Annotated in this window: 21 protein-coding genes; 14 read left to right on the top strand and 7 right to left on the bottom strand. The window is 62.0% G+C overall.

What is annotated here, in order from left to right:
• The first annotated feature begins 39 nt into the window (after nt 1-39).
• The 3 genes from ABAC460_RS34875 (at nt 40) to ABAC460_RS34865 (ending at nt 2,110) form a co-directional block, all read left to right on the top strand.
• Nucleotides 40-696, top strand: coding sequence for a pyrimidine 5'-nucleotidase (locus tag ABAC460_RS34875; RefSeq protein ID WP_023453321.1), 657 nt, complete (start codon nt 40-42; stop codon nt 694-696).
• 68 nt (nt 697-764) lie between these two features.
• Nucleotides 765-1,613 carry a 2,3,4,5-tetrahydropyridine-2,6-dicarboxylate N-succinyltransferase gene (gene dapD, locus ABAC460_RS34870; RefSeq protein WP_023453320.1) on the top strand — a complete coding sequence of 283 codons (849 nt, stop codon included), beginning with the start codon at nt 765-767 and terminating at the stop codon, nt 1,611-1,613.
• On the top strand, nt 1,613-2,110 hold the full coding sequence (locus tag ABAC460_RS34865; RefSeq protein WP_023453319.1) for a DinB family protein: 498 nt from the start codon (nt 1,613-1,615) through the stop codon (nt 2,108-2,110). The genes dapD and ABAC460_RS34865 overlap by 1 nt, the downstream gene beginning before the upstream one ends.
• Before the next feature lie 120 nt (nt 2,111-2,230).
• Here ABAC460_RS34865 and clpB read toward each other — a convergent pair whose 3' ends face one another.
• On the bottom strand, nt 2,231-4,810 hold the full coding sequence (clpB, locus tag ABAC460_RS34860; protein ID WP_023453318.1) for an ATP-dependent chaperone ClpB: 2,580 nt from the start codon (nt 4,808-4,810) through the stop codon (nt 2,231-2,233).
• 149 nt (nt 4,811-4,959) lie between these two features.
• On the opposite strand from clpB, the gene ABAC460_RS34855 reads away from it, so the two are divergent.
• The gene (locus ABAC460_RS34855) at nt 4,960-5,244 is read left to right on the top strand and encodes a hypothetical protein (protein WP_023453317.1); all 285 of its coding nucleotides are present in this window, start codon (nt 4,960-4,962) and stop codon (nt 5,242-5,244) included.
• A complete protein-coding gene (locus ABAC460_RS34850) occupies nt 5,241-6,038 on the top strand; it encodes an SDR family oxidoreductase (RefSeq protein ID WP_023453316.1) in 798 nt (265 codons plus the stop codon). The genes ABAC460_RS34855 and ABAC460_RS34850 overlap by 4 nt, the downstream gene beginning before the upstream one ends.
• Here the strand turns inward: ABAC460_RS34850 and ABAC460_RS34845 are convergent.
• The 3 genes from ABAC460_RS34845 to ABAC460_RS34835 all read right to left on the bottom strand — a co-directional run bounded on the left by ABAC460_RS34845 (nt 6,035) and on the right by ABAC460_RS34835 (nt 7,529).
• Complete coding sequence (locus ABAC460_RS34845; RefSeq protein WP_023453315.1) at nt 6,035-6,415, bottom strand: type II toxin-antitoxin system VapC family toxin; 381 nt, start codon at nt 6,413-6,415, stop codon at nt 6,035-6,037. The genes ABAC460_RS34850 and ABAC460_RS34845 overlap by 4 nt on opposite strands.
• A complete protein-coding gene (locus ABAC460_RS50115) occupies nt 6,412-6,588 on the bottom strand; it encodes a hypothetical protein (protein ID WP_162150314.1) in 177 nt (58 codons plus the stop codon). Before ABAC460_RS50115 ends, ABAC460_RS34845 begins: the two co-directional genes overlap by 4 nt.
• A 179-nt stretch (nt 6,589-6,767) precedes the next feature.
• Entirely contained in the window at nt 6,768-7,529 is a 762-nt protein-coding gene (locus ABAC460_RS34835; protein WP_023453313.1) for an alpha/beta hydrolase, read from the bottom strand.
• Nucleotides 7,530-7,569: 40 nt separating this feature from the next.
• Here ABAC460_RS34835 and ABAC460_RS34830 point away from each other — a divergent pair, with 40 nt between their 5' ends.
• The 4 genes from ABAC460_RS34830 to fdxA all read left to right on the top strand — a co-directional run bounded on the left by ABAC460_RS34830 (nt 7,570) and on the right by fdxA (nt 10,448).
• Nucleotides 7,570-8,766, top strand: coding sequence for a glycosyltransferase family 4 protein (locus ABAC460_RS34830; protein WP_023453312.1), 1,197 nt, complete (start codon nt 7,570-7,572; stop codon nt 8,764-8,766).
• 128 nt (nt 8,767-8,894) lie between these two features.
• A complete protein-coding gene (gene infC, locus ABAC460_RS34825) occupies nt 8,895-9,416 on the top strand; it encodes a translation initiation factor IF-3 (RefSeq protein ID WP_031236714.1) in 522 nt (173 codons plus the stop codon).
• Between the two features lie 318 nt (nt 9,417-9,734).
• Nucleotides 9,735-10,022, top strand: coding sequence for an RNA-binding S4 domain-containing protein (locus ABAC460_RS34820; RefSeq protein WP_023453310.1), 288 nt, complete (start codon nt 9,735-9,737; stop codon nt 10,020-10,022).
• Between the two features lie 87 nt (nt 10,023-10,109).
• Nucleotides 10,110-10,448: a ferredoxin FdxA gene (gene fdxA / locus ABAC460_RS34815; RefSeq protein WP_023453309.1), complete on the top strand. Its 339-nt coding sequence runs from the start codon at nt 10,110-10,112 to the stop codon at nt 10,446-10,448.
• A 62-nt stretch (nt 10,449-10,510) separates the two neighbouring features.
• Here the strand turns inward: fdxA and ABAC460_RS49610 are convergent, their stop codons facing one another.
• On the bottom strand, nt 10,511-10,783 hold the full coding sequence (locus tag ABAC460_RS49610; protein WP_155914622.1) for a hypothetical protein: 273 nt from the start codon (nt 10,781-10,783) through the stop codon (nt 10,511-10,513).
• A gap of 101 nt (nt 10,784-10,884) precedes the next feature.
• Between ABAC460_RS49610 and ABAC460_RS34810 the strand changes: the two genes are divergently transcribed.
• On the top strand, nt 10,885-11,403 hold the full coding sequence (locus ABAC460_RS34810; RefSeq protein WP_023453308.1) for a CarD family transcriptional regulator: 519 nt from the start codon (nt 10,885-10,887) through the stop codon (nt 11,401-11,403).
• A gap of 54 nt (nt 11,404-11,457) precedes the next feature.
• Here the strand turns inward: ABAC460_RS34810 and ABAC460_RS34805 are convergent, their stop codons facing one another.
• The gene (locus ABAC460_RS34805; protein ID WP_023453307.1) at nt 11,458-12,495 is read right to left on the bottom strand and encodes a sigma-54-dependent Fis family transcriptional regulator; all 1,038 of its coding nucleotides are present in this window, start codon (nt 12,493-12,495) and stop codon (nt 11,458-11,460) included.
• 353 nt (nt 12,496-12,848) lie between these two features.
• Here ABAC460_RS34805 and exaC point away from each other — a divergent pair, with 353 nt between their 5' ends.
• The 4 genes from exaC to ABAC460_RS34780 all read left to right on the top strand — a co-directional run bounded on the left by exaC (nt 12,849) and on the right by ABAC460_RS34780 (nt 15,777).
• A complete protein-coding gene (gene exaC / locus ABAC460_RS34795) occupies nt 12,849-14,366 on the top strand; it encodes an acetaldehyde dehydrogenase ExaC (protein ID WP_023453305.1) in 1,518 nt (505 codons plus the stop codon).
• A 215-nt stretch (nt 14,367-14,581) separates the two neighbouring features.
• The gene (gene rpmB / locus ABAC460_RS34790; protein ID WP_006272220.1) at nt 14,582-14,872 is read left to right on the top strand and encodes a 50S ribosomal protein L28; all 291 of its coding nucleotides are present in this window, start codon (nt 14,582-14,584) and stop codon (nt 14,870-14,872) included.
• Between the two features lie 114 nt (nt 14,873-14,986).
• Nucleotides 14,987-15,316 (top strand): ArsR/SmtB family transcription factor, encoded by a 330-nt coding sequence (locus ABAC460_RS34785; RefSeq protein ID WP_023453303.1) that lies wholly within the window; start codon nt 14,987-14,989, stop codon nt 15,314-15,316.
• The gene (locus ABAC460_RS34780) at nt 15,313-15,777 is read left to right on the top strand and encodes an SRPBCC family protein (protein ID WP_023453302.1); all 465 of its coding nucleotides are present in this window, start codon (nt 15,313-15,315) and stop codon (nt 15,775-15,777) included. Before ABAC460_RS34785 ends, ABAC460_RS34780 begins: the two co-directional genes overlap by 4 nt.
• 18 nt (nt 15,778-15,795) lie before the next feature.
• Here ABAC460_RS34780 and ABAC460_RS34775 read toward each other — a convergent pair whose 3' ends face one another.
• Nucleotides 15,796-16,716: an esterase-like activity of phytase family protein gene (locus ABAC460_RS34775; protein WP_023453301.1), complete on the bottom strand. Its 921-nt coding sequence runs from the start codon at nt 16,714-16,716 to the stop codon at nt 15,796-15,798.
• Nucleotides 16,717-16,719: the final 3 nt, after the last annotated feature.

The raw sequence follows: 16,719 nt of genomic DNA, 5'->3' as shown, positions 1-16,719 counted from the left end.
CGGGAAACCGTTGGATTGCCTGCCAGACGGACTGAAAACTTGCCCCTCCCCACCGCTCTTGCCCACGTCGACACCTGGATCTTCGATCTCGACCAGACCCTTTATCCGCATGAGGCCGAGGTCATGGCCCTGATCGAGGGCAAGATGACCGCCTTCGTGGCGCGCGAAACCGGCCTGTCCCAGCCCGAAGCCTATGATTTGCAGAAGTCCTATCTGTTCGAGCATGGCACCACCTTGGCCGGGTTGATGGCCCACCATGGCGTCGAGCCGCGCCGCTTCCTGGATGAGGTCCACGACGTGTCTTTGGACGGTCTCAAGCCCGATCCGGAGCTGAACGCCCTGCTGGCCGGCATGAAAGGCCGCCGCATCGTCTTTACCAATGGCGACGACTTTCACGCCGTTCGGATCCTGGCGAAGCTGGAGATGACCGACCTGTTCGACGGTGTTTTTCACCTCGAACACGCCAACTATGTCCCCAAGCCGAACCTGTCGACCTTCGAGCTGATGATGAAAGCGCATATCGTCAACCCGAAGACCGCCGCCTTCTTCGAGGACAGCCCGAAGAACCTGAAGACGGCTTTCGATCTCGGCATGAAGACCATCCTGGTCGGCCCGAAGGCGCAGGGCAATGGCGATGCCTGGGTCGATTTCCGCGGCCTGAATCTCAAGAACTTCCTGCGATCCCATTTCGCGTAAACTACGTGTTGCAACGCGAGAGCTAGGGCATTAAGGGACAGGCGAAATCTCTAGTCTGGAGCCTCCTCATGTCCGACCTCGCCGCCTTCAAGGATGATATCGAAGCCGCCTGGGAGGTCCGCGACACCTTGAACCCGGATTATCGCGGTCTGTACCGAGACGCCGTGGTCGGCGCGCTCGAACTGCTGGACAGCGGCCGTTTCCGCGTCGCGGACAAGGTCGATGGCGAGTGGCACACCAACCAGTGGCTGAAGAAGGCGGTGCTGCTGTCCTTCCGTCTGAACGCCAATGAGCTGATGCATACCGGCCGCGGCCTGTTCGAGCAGGCGCCGCTGGGGCCCTACTGGGACAAGGTGCCGAACAAGTTCGCCAAGTGGGGCGCCGAGGACTTCCAGAAGGCCGGGTTCCGCGCCGTGCCGGGCGCCATCGTACGTCAGGGCGCCTATGTCGCCAAGAACGTCGTGCTGATGCCGTCCTTCGTCAATATCGGCGCCTATGTCGATGAAGGCACCATGGTCGACGGCTGGTCGACGGTGGGTTCCTGCGCCCAGATCGGCAAGAACGTCCACCTGTCGGGCGGCGTCGGCATCGGCGGCGTGCTGGAGCCGCTGCAGGCCAATCCGACCATCATCGAGGACGACTGCTTCATCGGCGCACGTTCGGAAGTGGCCGAAGGCGTGGTGGTCGAGCAGGGTTCGGTCCTGTCGATGGGGGTCTATCTCTCGGCCTCGACGCGCATTGTCGACCGCGCTACGGGTGAGGTCTTCCGCGGCCGCGTGCCGGCCTATTCGGTGGTCGTGCCGGGATCCTATCCCGATCCGAAGGGTGGGCCGTCGCTGTACTGCGCCGTCATCGTCAAGCGGGTCGACGCCCAGACCCGGTCCAAGACCGGCATCAATGAATTGCTGAGGGACTGATGGATTCTGCCACGCTCGATGCCCTGGCCGGGTTTCCGGACCAGTTGGAAGCGCATTACCGCGCCATTCCGGATGGTTTCGAGCTCTGGACACCCTCATCCTGGACCGGCTGCCCAAGTGAGCCCTATTCGGCGCTGGAGCAGCTCTGTCACATCCGCGACATTGAGATCGACGGGTATCATGTTCGGTTTGTGCGAACCTTGAAAGAGGATCGTCCCTTTCTGCCGGGCGTCGATGGCGACCGGCTGAAGGTTCTGCGCAGTTATTCCGAGTCGTTCGCCCCTGATGTGCTGGATGACATCCGCCAGGCGCGCGAGGAGACCCTGGTTCTGCTGGCCACGGTTTCGGCCGAACAGTGGCGCCGGACGTGCGACTTCGAAGATTACGGCGTCACGACCCTGCGCGGGCTGGTGCATTATCTGTGCAGCCATGACCAGCAGCATCTCGCGGGATTACAGTGGTTAGCCGGGAAGATCGAGAGCAGCACTGTCGAGTAATGGGGTTTGGGGCCCGCGGCCCCAAGACTTCCCCTTCCTTCCTTTGACTTCGCCCTCAAAGGGGGCGAGGTCAAAGGAAGGAAAAGAAAGGTTTTGTGGGGTCGCAGACCCCACACCCCGTTAGTTGACAGTGGGCTTCCCGATCTGCAGTTCCTCCCCGTCGAACCCGACCTGGATCACATCGCCATCGCCGAACTCTCCAGCCAGGATCTTGCGCGCAATCCCGTCGACCAGGGTCTTCTGGATCACCCGCTTCAACGGCCGCGCGCCATAGGCCGGATCGAAACCCTTGTCCGCCAGATAGTTCAGCGCCGCATCATCGATGCTCAGCGTCATCTCCCGGTCGGCCATCAGCTTCTCCAGCCCCTTGAGCTGGATGCGGACGATGTCATGCATATGCGCCTTGTCCAGGCGATGGAACAGGATGGTCTCGTCAATCCGGTTCAGGAACTCCGGCCGGAAATGCCGGCGCACCACATCCATCACCAGCGGCCGCACGGTTTCCACCGACTCGTCATCCGCCATATTGACCAGCACGTCCGAACCCAGGTTCGAGGTCATGACGATCAGCGTATTGCGGAAGTCCACAACCCGTCCCTGGCCGTCGGTCAACCGACCATCGTCGAGCACCTGCAACAGCACATTGAACACATCCGGATGCGCCTTTTCGACCTCGTCGAACAAAACCACCTGATATGGCCGGCGCCGCACGGCTTCGGTCAAGGCCCCGCCTTCGTCGTAACCGACATAGCCCGGAGGCGCGCCGATCATCCGCGACACGGAATGCTTTTCCATATATTCCGACATGTCCAGACGCGTGATCGCCGTGTCGTCGTCGAACAGGAACTCGGCCAAGGCCTTGTTCAGCTCGGTCTTGCCGACGCCCGTCGGGCCCAGGAACAGGAACGACCCGATCGGCCGGTTGGGGTCCTTCAACCCTGCCCGCGCCCGGCGCACCGCATCCGACACCGCCGCCAGAGCCTCATCCTGACCGACCACCCGCTTGCGCAATTGATCTTCCATGCGCAGCAGCTTGTCGCGCTCACCCTCCAGCATCTTGTCGACCGGAATCCCAGTCCACCGCGACACCACCTGGGCGATCTGCGACGAGTCCACCACTTCCGGCGTCAAGGGCGCTTCCTGGGACGCCGTTTCCGCCGCCGCCAGTTCCTTCTCCAGAGCGGGAATCCGGCCGTACATAATCTCAGACGCCTTCGCCAGGTCGCCGGCGCGCTGGACATTGGCCAGCTCGATCCGCGCCCGGTCCAAGGCTTCACGCGCCCGTGCCGCCGAACCGACCTTGTCCTTCTCGGCCTTCCACTTCTTGGTCAGGTCCAGGGAGCGGAGTTCCAGGTCCTCCAGCTCGTCGGTCAGCTTGTCCAGCCGCGCCCGCGACGCCGCATCGGTCTCCTTGTTCAGCGCCTCGCGCTCGATCTTGAGCTGGACGATGCGGCGGTCCAGTTCGTCCAGCTCTTCCGGCTTGGAATCGACCGCCATGCGCACCCGCGACGCCGCTTCGTCGACCAGGTCGATCGCCTTGTCCGGCAAAAACCGATCGGCAATGTAACGATTCGACAGGGTCGCCGCCGACACGATGGCCGAGTCGGAAATGCGCACGCCGTGGTGAACCTCGTACTTTTCCTTCAGCCCGCGCAGGATCGAGATGGTGTCCTCGACCGTCGGCTCGGAGACAAACACCGGCTGGAACCGCCGCGCCAGGGCGGCGTCCTTTTCGACGTGCTTGCGATATTCGTCCAGGGTCGTCGCGCCCACACAGTGCAATTCACCGCGCGCCAGAGCCGGCTTCAACAGATTGGACGCATCCATGGCGCCGTCGGACTTGCCGGCGCCGACCAGGGTGTGCATCTCGTCGATGAACAGGACGATTTCGCCCTCGGCGGCCGTGACTTCGTTGAGCACAGCCTTCAACCGCTCCTCGAACTCGCCGCGGTATTTCGCTCCGGCGATCAGAGAGCCCATGTCGAGCGACAGCAGCTTCTTGTCTTTCAACGATTCCGGCACATCGCCATTGACGATGCGCTGGGCCAGGCCTTCGACGATGGCGGTCTTGCCGACGCCCGGCTCCCCGATCAACACCGGATTGTTCTTGGTGCGCCGCGCCAGCACCTGGATGGTGCGGCGAATCTCTTCGTCGCGGCCGATGACCGGGTCGATCTTGCCGGCGGCCGCCGCTTCGGTCAGGTCGCGAGCATACTTTTTCAGCGCGTCGAAACCGTTCTCGGCCGAGGCGGAATCCGCCGTCTTGCCTTTGCGGAAGGCCGTCTGGGCGTCCTTCAAGGTCTTGAGGTTGAGGTTGGCCGCCTTGAGGATGGCGCCACCATCACCGGTGTTCAACGCGGCGACCAGCAACCGGTCGGCGGTAACAAAGCTGTCGCCGGCCTTCTGGGCTTCGGTCTCCGCCTCGTTGAACAGCTTTGCGGTGTCGTTGTTCATGTACAGTTGGGTATTGCCGCCCGAAACCGACGCGATCTTGTTAAAGGCGGCATCGACCGCGCCGGCAAAGGCATCAGCATTGCCGCCGGCCAGGGCGACCAGACGCGAGCTCAGCCCGTCCTTGTCTTCGGTCAGGGCTTTCAGCACATGGACCGGGGTAAAATACTGGTGGCTGCTGGCCTGGGCCAGGCTCTGGGCGCTTTGGATAAGCTTTTGGGTTTTCTCGGAATATTTCTCGATATTCATGCTTGGGTTCCCCTGACGGCGGATGAATCTGACGGCCCTCGAAGTCAAGCGACCGCCACGCCAGCCGATATGGTGTGACCGTCACATCGCACAAGAGCCACCCCCGAAAATCGCTGGCGTGCGGCCCACAATCCGCCTATAAAACCGCCATGAAGTTGCTGGACGACAAGATTTTCTACCCCCTGGCCGCCGTCATCGCGATCGCCTTGATCGCGTTTGCCATGTCGTGGCCGCAGGGCCTTGGGACGCGCTCGCCTCCGCCGTTCGGCCACGCCGAGGAGCTTCCGGACTACTACCGCATGGTCAAGGAACGCGACGCCCGCCTGAAGCGCGAAGCCGTCGAGAAAGAGGAGCGTCGCGCCCAACAGGCAAGCGAGGCTTCGGTCGCGTCGTCCGTAATCTCCGAAGTCGCTGACAGCGCCGGCGTCGAGTGAACCTTCTCGTTTTCGGCTATGGCTTTATCGGTGCGGCCTTTGCCCGTGCTGTGCAGGGTGCCCGGATTACCGCCACTGCCCGCGATCCCGAAAAACGCGCGCATTTGGAAAGCCAGGGCATAACCGCCGTCGATCCCGTCGACAGCCAAGCCGCCTTCGAAGCCGCCGATTCCATCCTGATTACCCCTGCTCCCGGAGACGATGGCTGTCCCGCCTTTGCCGCCCTGCAACCTGTGCGCAGCGGCCAATGGATCGGCTACCTGTCGACCACCGGCGTCTATGGCGACCGTGACGGCGGTTGGGTGTGGGAAGACAGCGAGCTGCGCCCCACCTCCGCCGAAGGCCGCCGCCGGGTCCTGGCCGAAAGCCAGTGGCTGTCCGCCGGCGCCCAGGTCTTCCGCCTGCCTGGGCTTTATGGTCCCGGCCGCAATGTCATCGAGCGGCTTAAGGACGGCACAGCCAGGCGCATCCACAAACCCGGCCATGTCTTTTCCCGACTGCACCACGACGACTGCGCCACCGCCCTGCTGGCCAGCCTCAACCGGCCCCGGCCGGGCGGCATCTATAACCTGTGTGATGACGAACCCGCCCCGGCGGATGAGGTGCTGCTGTATGCGGCAGACCTGACCGGTTTGCCGGTGCCCGAACCGACCGCCTGGGACGATCCGCGCTTCCCGGCCATGCAGCGCTTCTACCGCGACAACAAACGCGTCTCCAACGCCCGCGCCAAGGCCGAACTGGGCTGGTTTCCGCGCTATCCGACCTATCGCGAAGGCCTGAAGGCGCTGGTTTAACGGATAACCACAATCTTTAGGTTCAACCCGACGTTCGCCCATGGCTTGTCGGCTGTCACCACGGTTGCCCGTTCCATCATGGCCACGGCGAGGCAGGCGCGATCCCCCAGCGACAATCCCAGAGCCTTGGTTTGCTGGCGCAGTTTCCCGGCCAGCAAAGCCTGGGGCGCGCTGAAGTCGACGATCGTCACGGACTGCTTGGCCAATACTGAGGCAACGACACCCGGATCGACGCTACGCTCGGTACACTTGGTGTAGACCTCGGCCAGATTGATGGTGCTGATCATGGCGTCGCGAAGATAGGTCTCGACGATATCGCAGCCCTTCTCCCGCCACAGCAAGGCCAGGACGGCGGACGAATCCAGGACTGCCGTCATTCGCGCGCTGCCTCGGCGCGCCGGTCGGCGATCAGCTCATCAACGATCGAACCGGTTCCGGTATCGACGGCCTGGATCATATCCTGCAGCTTTTTCAAGGCCATGGCCGGTGAGATGAGACGCAGTTCGCCATCGACCAGTTCCCCGGTCAGCCTGCGATCTTCGCCAATCATCATGGCCCGCCGTATTTCGACCGGTATAAGTATCCGGCCATCCGGCCCTATCTGCACAGGAAAATGGCTTGAAGGCGTAAAGGGGGCCTCGTCGAACCCCGGACCGTAGGAATAGGCTTCAGACATTTCAGCACCCGATTGTCGAAACAAGAACAATCTGACAGATTTATTCAGAAATGTCAATTATCGCGTAGATCGCCAACCATCTGCACCAGCAGGGCCAAGTCTTGTTCCCGCGACAGGCGATGGTCGCCGTCCTTGATCAGACGGATCTGGGCATCAGGTGTCGTAAACGTCTCCAGCAGGCGCACGCCATGCTGCCAGGGCACCAGATCGTCCTTCATGCCGTGCAGGATGCGCACCGGCCCATCAAACGCAATCGGCGCGTTCAGCACCTCATGGCCGGCGGCCTCATCGAAAAACGCCTGGCTCAGCGGCACCGGCCGGTCATAGCCGGGCATCATGTAGACGCCGGTCGTCTCCAGTTGCCGCCTGTCCTCCGGTGACAGGCTGGCCAGCATAAGCTTTCTGGCGAAATCGGCCGCCGGGGCCAGAAAACCCGCCGCCCGCACCTTGCCCGGCCGCTCGCGGATCAGCAGCGACAGCATATGCCCGCCCATGCTGGAGCCTACCGCCACCACCGGCCCCTGCGTGAGGGCATCAGCCACGGCCAGGACGTTGTCGCGCCACCGCCCGACCCGAGCCTGTTCGAAAACCCCGCCGGTTTCGCCGTGCGCAAAGTAATCGAAGCAGAGGAAATCCCAGCCGCGCTCCGCCGCCACGGCGCTGATCGCGGCAATCTTGCTGCCGTTCATGTCGGACAGGAAACCGCCCAGCCACAGGATGGTCGGGCCGTCACCGCGCAGATGACGATAGGCGATGCGGTCGCCCCCAGACGACTCAAGAAAAGAGGGCGTATCGAGAAAGGAAGGAGTCAACATGGTCTTGACTTAAAACGCCCGGAGACGGCAGACAAGGCTTATGACCACCTCTTCCTTCACCGGCTGCGTCTTGCAGGTCGTGCCTGAACTGGATACCGGCGGCGTCGAACAGACCGTGCTCGACGTCAGCGCCGCTATTCTGGCGGCCGGCGGACGCTCGATCGTCGCCACCAAGGGCGGCCGGCTGGTCGAACGCCTGGAAAAGGCCGGCGCCACCGTGGTGCTGATGCCGGTTCACAGCAAGAACCCATTCACGCAACTCAAGAACCACAATGCCCTGCGTGACCTGATCCGGCGCGAAAAGGTCGACATCGTCCATGTCCGGTCGCGCGCTCCGGCCATGGCAGCCATCGGCGCCGCACGCGCCGAAAAGATCCGCAGCGTCGCCACCTACCACGGTATCTACAACGCCAGGTCCGGCCTGAAGCGCTGGTACAACAGCCAGATGACGCGCGCCGACATGACGATCGCCAATTCGGACTATACCCGCGACCATATCCTGAAGACCTACAACCATGCCCTGCCGGAACGGGTGATCAGCATCCCGCGCGGCGTCGACCTGCACCGCTTCGATCCGGAAGGCTTCGACGTTCGCAAAATCATGAAGCTGGACGAGACCTGGGGCACGGGCGACAACGACACCCGCAACCGCTTCCTGCTGGCGGCGCGGCTGACGCGCTGGAAGGGCCAGGTCCTAGTCATCGAAGCGGCGAAACTGCTGAAAGAACAGGGCATCGCCGACTTCCTGATCCTGGTCGCTGGCGACGACCAGGGCCGCACCGAATATCGCGCCGAACTGGAAAAATTGATCGAAACCCACGCCTTGCAGGACAATGTCAAGCTGGTCGGCCATGTCAGCGACATGCCCAGCGCCTACAGCATGTGCCACTTCGCCCTGGCGCCGTCGCTCGAGCCCGAAGCCTTTGGCCGCACCGCGGTCGAGCCCCAGGCCATGCAGCGCCCGCCCCTGGCCGCTGATCATGGCGCCACCGTCGAAACCGTGGTCGACGGCGTCACAGGCTGGCTGGTGAAACCCGGCGACGCTGCGGCCTGGGCTGAGGCGATGAAGACCGCCATGGCGCTGTCGGATGAACAGCGCTTCGAGATGGGCGTGGCCGGCCGCGCCCGCGTCAAGGAACGTTTCAGCCTGGACGTGATGTGCGAACGCACCCTTGATGTCTATCGCGCGCTGCTTATATTGACGTCACGCAAGTACAACAGTCGCGCTAATTCCTGAAAATTTAACCGTTTCGGCATATTAGGAATTGCGGTTAGCCTTCCCTTTCGGCATAATCCCGCGCGACTCTGAAACGAGCCTCACCCTTATCGTCAACTGTGACAGGAGAACGACCTATTCGTCGCCCGATCCAAGCCCCGCCTCCCAAAGACGGCCCCCGCATCAATCAGGACATCAAGGTCCCGCGCGTATTGTTGATTGACCAGAACGGCGAAAAGCAAGGCATCATGCCGACCTCCGCCGCGCTTGAAGCCGCAGAAGAAGCTGGCCTGGACCTCGTCGAGGTCTCTCCGACGGCTGATCCCCCCGTCTGCAAAATTCTTGACTACGGCAAGTTCCGCTTCCAGGAGCAGAAGAAGAAGGCCGAAGCGCGCAAGAAGCAGAAGGTCGTCGAAATCAAGGAAATCAAGCTCCGTCCGAACATCGACATCCACGATTACGAGGTCAAGGCCAAGGCCATGACCCGCTTCTTCGAGGAAGGCGACAAGGTCAAGGTGACGCTGCGTTTCCGTGGCCGTGAAATGGCGCACCCGGAACTGGGTATGAAGCTGCTCAACAAGGTCAAGGCCGACTTCGAGCCCACCACCAAGGTCGAATACGAGCCTCGGATGGAAGGTAAGCAGATGATCATGATCCTGGCGCCGAAGTAAGGCGTTCAAGATCGATCCCGATCAGCCCCGCTCCGGCGGGGCTTTTTCGTATGTGAAGGAAGGTTTTAACACGAACAACACGAACCGCCGCTCTGCGGCGACACGAACTTCAGGACGACCTGGATTGGCAGGGCCCAGAGATACCTTATTCGTGGTTCCCCTCCCTTACGTAGATTTAGCCTTACTCGTCATCTCAAACTCATCCTGAAGTTCGTGTCGCCGCAGAGCGGCGGTTCGTGTGGTTCGTGTTAAAATTCTTACGAGCCTTTCCGCGCCTCCAAGCTTTACAACCCCGCCACGGCCAACCATATCCGCTCCATGGCCGAACCCACTCAATCCGTCCGTCTCGATGTCTGGCTGTGGCGCGCCCGCTTCTTCAAAACGCGCGCCCTGTCAGCCCAAATGTGCGAATCGGGCCATGTCCGTCTGGAACGCTTCGGCCTGGTTAACAGGGTGGACAAATCGTCGCAGGCGGTCAAACCCGGCGACCGGCTGATCTTCGCCCTGGGTACGCGCCTGATCGACATCGAAATCCTCGATACCGGCGAACGGCGTGGCCCGGCGCCCGAAGCCCGGACTCTCTATCAGGCTAAGGCTTCGGTTTAGAACAAATGGCTTTGCCGTCAGCGACATAGGCTTGACATTGGGGCCTTAAGTTTGCATGACGCACGTGTTCAAAAAGGCTTACCCGCTATGACCTACATCGTCACCGACCCCTGCGTAAAATGCAAGTTCATGGACTGCGTCGAGGTGTGTCCGGTCGACTGCTTCTACGAAGGTGAAAACTTCCTGGTCATCAACCCGGACGAATGCATCGACTGCGGCGTCTGCGAACCCGAATGCCCGGTCGACGCGATCAAGCCCGACACCGAGGACGAAGGCACCAAGTGGTTGGAAATCAACACGAAATATGCCGCCGTCTGGCCGAACATCTCGGAAAAGGGCACCCCACCCGCCGATCGCGAAGACTTTGAACGCGAGACCGAAAAATACGAAAAATATTTTTCAGAAAAGCCCGGCAACGGTAAATAAATACCGTGCAAACTGTGTAAACGGTTGAATCCGGCCTGTTTGCGGTCGCGAAGGGTCGCGGCTTACAGAGCCTTTATCTTGTCGCAAATTTGTGATATAAAGTTTGGTATTGCAAGAGTCGAACGGGTCAACCCATGTCTTTGCTGACATAAACCGGCCTTCACGATCCGCGCAACATCTTCTTTTGTTTTTTGCGTCCAGACCGGGCTAGCCCAGCCTGTGACGCGCCATCGACGCAGGTCGGATGCCAACCTTGTCTTAGTCTGGAATGATGCGCACATCGAGGCCAGAGGGCGAATGCCTTCCCGGTCTTTTTTCACGTGCGCCTTCGACATGTCTGCCCCCTCCCCGGAGCAGGCCTGCCGATTTCTGACACTCTAAGAAGACTATGGTTAACAGCCGGTTTTGCTTAACCTTGAGCGAAAGGGACGCACCCATGTCCGCAGACACCCTCAACATTTCCCGTTTTGACTTCTCCGTAGGCGACAAGGTCGTCTATCCGGCCCACGGCGTCGGTACCGTCGCGGCCGTCGAGACACAGGAAGTGGCCGGCTACGCTCTTGAAGTTTTCGTCGTCACGTTCGACCACGAGAAGATGACCCTGCGCGTCCCGACCAAGAAGGCCAAGACCGCTGGTCTGCGCCACCTGGCCGCCGAAGCCGTCATGTCGCAGGCTCTGGTCACCCTGAAGGGCCGCGCCCGTATCAAGCGCACCATGTGGTCGCGTCGCGCCCAGGAATATGAAGCCAAGATCAACTCCGGCTGCCTCGTGTCGCTGGCCGAGGTCGTGCGCGACCTGTACCGTTCGGACAGCCAGCCGGAACAATCCTATTCCGAGCGCCAACTCTATGAGTCGGCCCTGGACCGCATGGCCCGCGAAGTCGCCGCGATCGAAAAGATCGATCGTGACGCCGCCGTTGCCCTGCTCAACAAGAACCTGACCAAGGCGGCCTAAGCCGTCCCAATGTCGGATATGAATAAGCCTCTCAGGGAAACCTGGGAGGCTTTTTTATTGCCCCGCCATCCGGCGATAGATCGTGCTGCGATGGATGCCCAGTTGCCGGGCCGCGGCGCTGACACTGCCATTGTGCACGGCCAGTGCATTGCGGATCGTCGCCAGTTCCAGATCCTCCAGGGGCGTCACCACCGGCAAAGGCGCCGACGCCACACCATCGTCATCCAGCCGGGCGACGAATTCACGGCCATCACGACCGCGCAGAAGACCACTGCCCAAAGCTGTCGCCTCGAACACCTCTTCGAGCGCCAGGCTGTCCAGTCCGTCCCAGCTTCGCCCGACCAAAGAGAGGCCGCGACGGTTGGCCGCCACCACGACGGCGTCGCGGAACACCAAAATGCCTTCGCGCGCCGCGCCCAGCAGCGCGGGGTCGGTCTGGAAACGCAAGGTCTGACAACCTTCGAAGCCGCCCCGGAACAGCCGGTGCTCGATCTGCTCCACCGCCATGCGCACCATGCCCAGCATCTGTCCGGCCGGCAGGGTCGACGGCGTCGAGATGTCCAGAACACCCAGGGTGGCGCCGCGCGGATCGATAATTGGCGTGGCGGCGCAGCTCAAATTCTGGTGGCCGCGAAAATAGTGCTCGGCGCCGTTGACCACCACGGCGCGACGTTCGGCAATGGCCGTGCCGATAGCATTGGTACCCGTGCCGTCCTCGCTCCATTGCGCGCCCGGCCGCAACGCCACCTGCGCCGCCTGACCGGCAAAGGCCGGATCACCGACCGCGTCCAGTATCTCGCCCCCGGCATTGGTCAGGATGACAATGCCGGCCAGTTCGCGTGCTTCGCCGTACAGCGCGTCCAGCTCCGGCCGGCAAATCCGCCGCAAAGCCTCGTGGCGTTCCTGCAAAACCTTGAGTTCCGATCGGGTCGGTGCGGCAAAATCAGGGGTAGCAGCCTCGTCCAATCCCATGTCAGCGCAGCGAATCCACGATCGCAGGATGGCATGGCCGATCTGGTCGACAGGCAATCCCTTGCCCGCGAAGAAGGTCTTGCGGGCAGCTTCGATCTGATGCGGCTGGGCTGGGATCAAGTCCCGCCTCCCTGAAACTTTTTCGTTGAAACCGAATGAATGCCCATAGCCGCCCATGCGCAAGCCAAATCGCGCGGTATCACGGCAAGAGTGATGGTCTGCGTCGCAACACCTGTCGCAATTTGCGACACCGCCACGACAACCGCCGCAGCCCGCGACAGGGGCGCCTCAAACCGCTCGAAAACCGCGTCCCAACACCGCCTGCACGCCGGCTTTTGGTTGCCGCCTGCTGCCCTCAAGGCGCAGCCTCCTTGTCAAGCCGGGCGGGCTCAACCGCTTGGATAGAGCAGACGCCTCGTGTCGATCCAAAAAGTGGCGTCCACTTTTTGGCACGAGGCTCACAGGAGGAAACAATGACGAAATTCGAACGCCTGATCGAGGCCGGAACCCCGTTCCGCACGCGCTATGGCAACTATATCGGCGGCGAGTGGATCGAGCCGGTCCAGGGCCGCTACATGGACAACCTCTCGCCGGTCAACGGCCGCAAGCTCTGCGAAGTGCCGCGCTCCACGTTGGAGGATATCGACCTGGCGCTTGACGCCGCCCATCGGGCAAAGGATGCCTGGGGCCGGACCTCGGTGACCGAACGCTCCAATATCCTGCTCAAGATCGCCGACCGTATCGAGGCCAACCTGCCGCTGATTGCCGAGGCCGAGACCTGGGACAACGGCAAGCCACTGCGCGAAACCACGGTTGCCGACATCCCGCTGGCCATCGACCATTTCCGCTATTTCGCCGGCTGCATCCGCGCCCAGGAAGGCTCGATCGGCGAACTGGATAACGACACGGTCGCCTATCACTTCCATGAACCGCTCGGCGTGGTCGGCCAGATTATCCCGTGGAACTTCCCCATCCTGATGGCAGCCTGGAAGCTGGCCCCCGCCCTGGCCGCCGGCAACTGTGTGATTCTGAAGCCGGCCGAACAGACCCCAGCCTCGATCCTGGTCGTCGCCGAACTGATCCACGACCTGCTGCCGCCGGGCGTGCTCAATATCGTCAACGGCACCGGCATCGAAGCCGGTAAGCCCCTGGCCCAGAGCCCGCGCATCGCCAAGGTCGCCTTTACGGGCTCGACCGCCGTAGGCAAGGAAATTATGCGCTACGCCGCCGACAACCTGACCAACATCACGCTGGAACTGGGCGGCAAGTCCCCCAACGTCTTCTTCGCCGACGTCATGGCCGAAGACGACGCCTTCCTCGACAAGGCGCTGGAAGGTTTCGCCTTCTTCGCCCTGAACCAGGGCGAGGTCTGCACTTGCCCGTCGCGCGCCCTGGTGCATGAGTCGATCTACGACCGGTTTATGGAAAAGGCCCTGGCCCGGGTGAAGGCTATCACCCAGGGCGACCCACTCGACATGGGCACGATGATCGGCGCCCAGGCGTCGCAGGAACAGTTCGACAAGATCCGGCGCTATCTCGAAATCGGCCGTAGCGAGGGCGCCAAGGTGCTGACCGGCGGCGATATCACCCGGTTGGGCGGTGACCTCAATGATGGTTTCTACATCCAGCCGACGGTCTTCGAAGGCCACAACAAGATGCGCGTCTTCCAGGAGGAGATCTTCGGTCCGGTCGTGTCGGTAACCACCTTCAAGACGGTCGAGGAAGCCATCGAGATCGCCAACGACACGGTCTATGGCCTGGGCGCCGGGGTGTGGTCGCGCGACATGAACCTGGCCTACCGTGCCGGCCGCGGCATCCAGGCCGGCCGCGTCTGGACCAACTGCTACCACGCCTATCCGGCCCATGCGGCTTTCGGGGGCTACAAGCAGTCGGGCATCGGCCGCGAAACCCACAAGATGATGCTGGACCATTACCAGCAGACCAAGAACCTGCTGGTCTCCTATGCCCCGCAGAAACTGGGCTTCTTCTAAGACGGTGACTCCCACCCGTGCTTTAAGCCAGCCCCCGGACCTGTGTGCCGGGGGCTTTTTTGTGTTAAGAAGGCTGGCCTTGAGTCAGTCCAGCACAGTAAAAATGCGGTTTTGCCCTTGACCTGACGGCGGGGGTTGGTTATGGAACGCCCCTCTTGGCGGCCCGAGGTCCTCTGGCCGCCGAACCCTATTATCTTTATTCGAAGGTAGAACCCATGTCGCGTCGTTGCGAACTCACCGGTGTCGGTCCCATGGTCGGCCACAGCGTGAGCCACTCAAATGTCAAGACGAAGCGCCGCTTCCTGCCGTCTCTGCGTCAAACCGCCCTGCAATCAGAAGCGCTGGGCCAGGCCTATCGCCTGAAGATCTCGAACGCTGCCCTGCGCACGCTCGACTTCCGCGGCGGTCTGGATGCCTTCCTGGTCAAGGCCGACGATGCAGATCTGTCGCTGCGCGCCCGTCGCCTGAAGAAGCAGATCAAGGACAAGCTGGCCGCCAAGGCTTAAGTTTCCGACTCCTGGTCGAACACGCGAAAAACTCCGGTCGTCATGGTCCGGAGTTTTTTGTTGTCCAAATATATTAGCATTGACTAATGCATTAGCCATAGCTAATATGTTGCCATGACCGAAGCCGTTACCATGTCCAACCTTATGCGCGCCCTGGCCGATCCGACGCGGCGGACCGTGTTCGAAAGAGTCTTCGACAGCGAAGAAATCTCCGTCGCCGATCTGACCCGCGGCAGCGGCGTCACCCAGGGCGCCATCTCCCAGCATCTCAAATCGCTGAAACAGGCCGGCCTGGTCGCTGAACGCGCCGAAGGCCGCCACGTCTTTTACCACGCCGCTCCGGAAGGGCTGGAGCCCCTGGTGACCTGGATGGACCATTACGGCGTCTTCTGGCGCGACCGCTTCACCAACCTGCGCAGCCTCCTGAAGGAGATAGATCCATGACCGAAACGGTCCTGCCCACCGACACCCGCGACATCGTCATCGACGAGGTCTTTCCGCACCCTGCCGAAACCGTTTGGAAGACCCTGACCACGCCCGAACTGATGTCGCGCTGGATGATGCAGCCGACAGGCTTCAGAGCCGCCGAAGGCCAAGCCTTTACCTTCCAGACCAAACCGGCTGGGGCATGGGATGGCACCATCCGCTGCCAGGTCCTGGAGATCGTGCCCAAGCGTCGTCTGGTCTATGCCTGGAAGGGCGGTGACGCCGGCAATACCGGCTACGGCGCGCCGCTGGATACGGTCGTTACCTGGACACTGACCCCGGTCGAGGCCGGTACCCGCGTCCAGTTGGTCCATTCCGGCTTCGTCCTGCCGAAGAACGACAGCGCCTACCGCAATATGAGTGACGGATGGGTGAAGGTGATCGGCCGCCTCGACTCGGTCGCCGGCGAAAGCGAGTGACCTTGCCGAAAGGCAGGATCAGGGAATCCAGTCGTACATCAGCAGCCGCGGCCGGCCATCGTCGGCCAGGCTGTCGGAGATCAGGTACAGACGATACCCCGCCTCGGTCTTCACCGCCGCGACGCCTTCATAATTGTCGACCGCCAAAGGCGGCGCCACGACCGCCAGATCCTCGACCTTGACCAGGCGCCCGTCCTTCAACCTTAGCCGGCTTAAGGTCGAGCGCGGCGCGCTGAACGGCACAAAGTAGCGATACAGCGCCAGGACCTCATCATCGCGGCCGGGCACCGGCGCCAGCGACGTCAGCTTGTACATAAAACCCGGCACGGGCGGGCCTTCGACGGCCTTGCAGCCCGGCCTAGCGACACCGCACAGCCAGAACCCGCCCGATTCGGCACCGGCCAGCAGTTGCCCGTCCAGCCAGGCCAGGCCTTCCAGACCTTCATTGTTGGGCATACCCGGCAGCCCGGCCATCGGCAATTGCGTCGGCGTGCCGTTCCACTGTGTGCCCGGCGCAAAGACCATGACCCGATGCATGCGCTCATAACTGACATAGCGCGTGCCGTCGGGCCCTGTGGCCAGATCTTCGGAATCGTTAAAGTCCCGGTTGATCGAGGTCTTGCCGTCCCTGTCGCGCAGCAGGTCGATCTTCACCGGCCCGCCATTCAGCGAAAACCGCAGCGTGGTGCCGAAGTCGCTCAGGGCCGTCACCTGACCGTCGCTGCCAATTTCCAGGTCCGACAGTCCGGTGACCTGCGAAGTGCCGTGCGCAACGATCTCATAGCCGCCAACATAGCGCACCTTCGGATTGGCCGGTTTGGTATCTGTCACCGCCGGCAAAGGCTTCAAACTGACGCTCTCGCTGCCATAGGGGCGCAATTCCGCCGCGGCTGGACAGGCCAGTAAAATCGCGGCGATCGTCAGGTAAGGCCATTTCATGGT

This window comes from Asticcacaulis sp. AC460 (assembly GCF_000495795.1).
Classification (GTDB): domain Bacteria; phylum Pseudomonadota; class Alphaproteobacteria; order Caulobacterales; family Caulobacteraceae; genus Asticcacaulis.
This window is presented reverse-complemented; position numbering and strand designations above follow the sequence as displayed.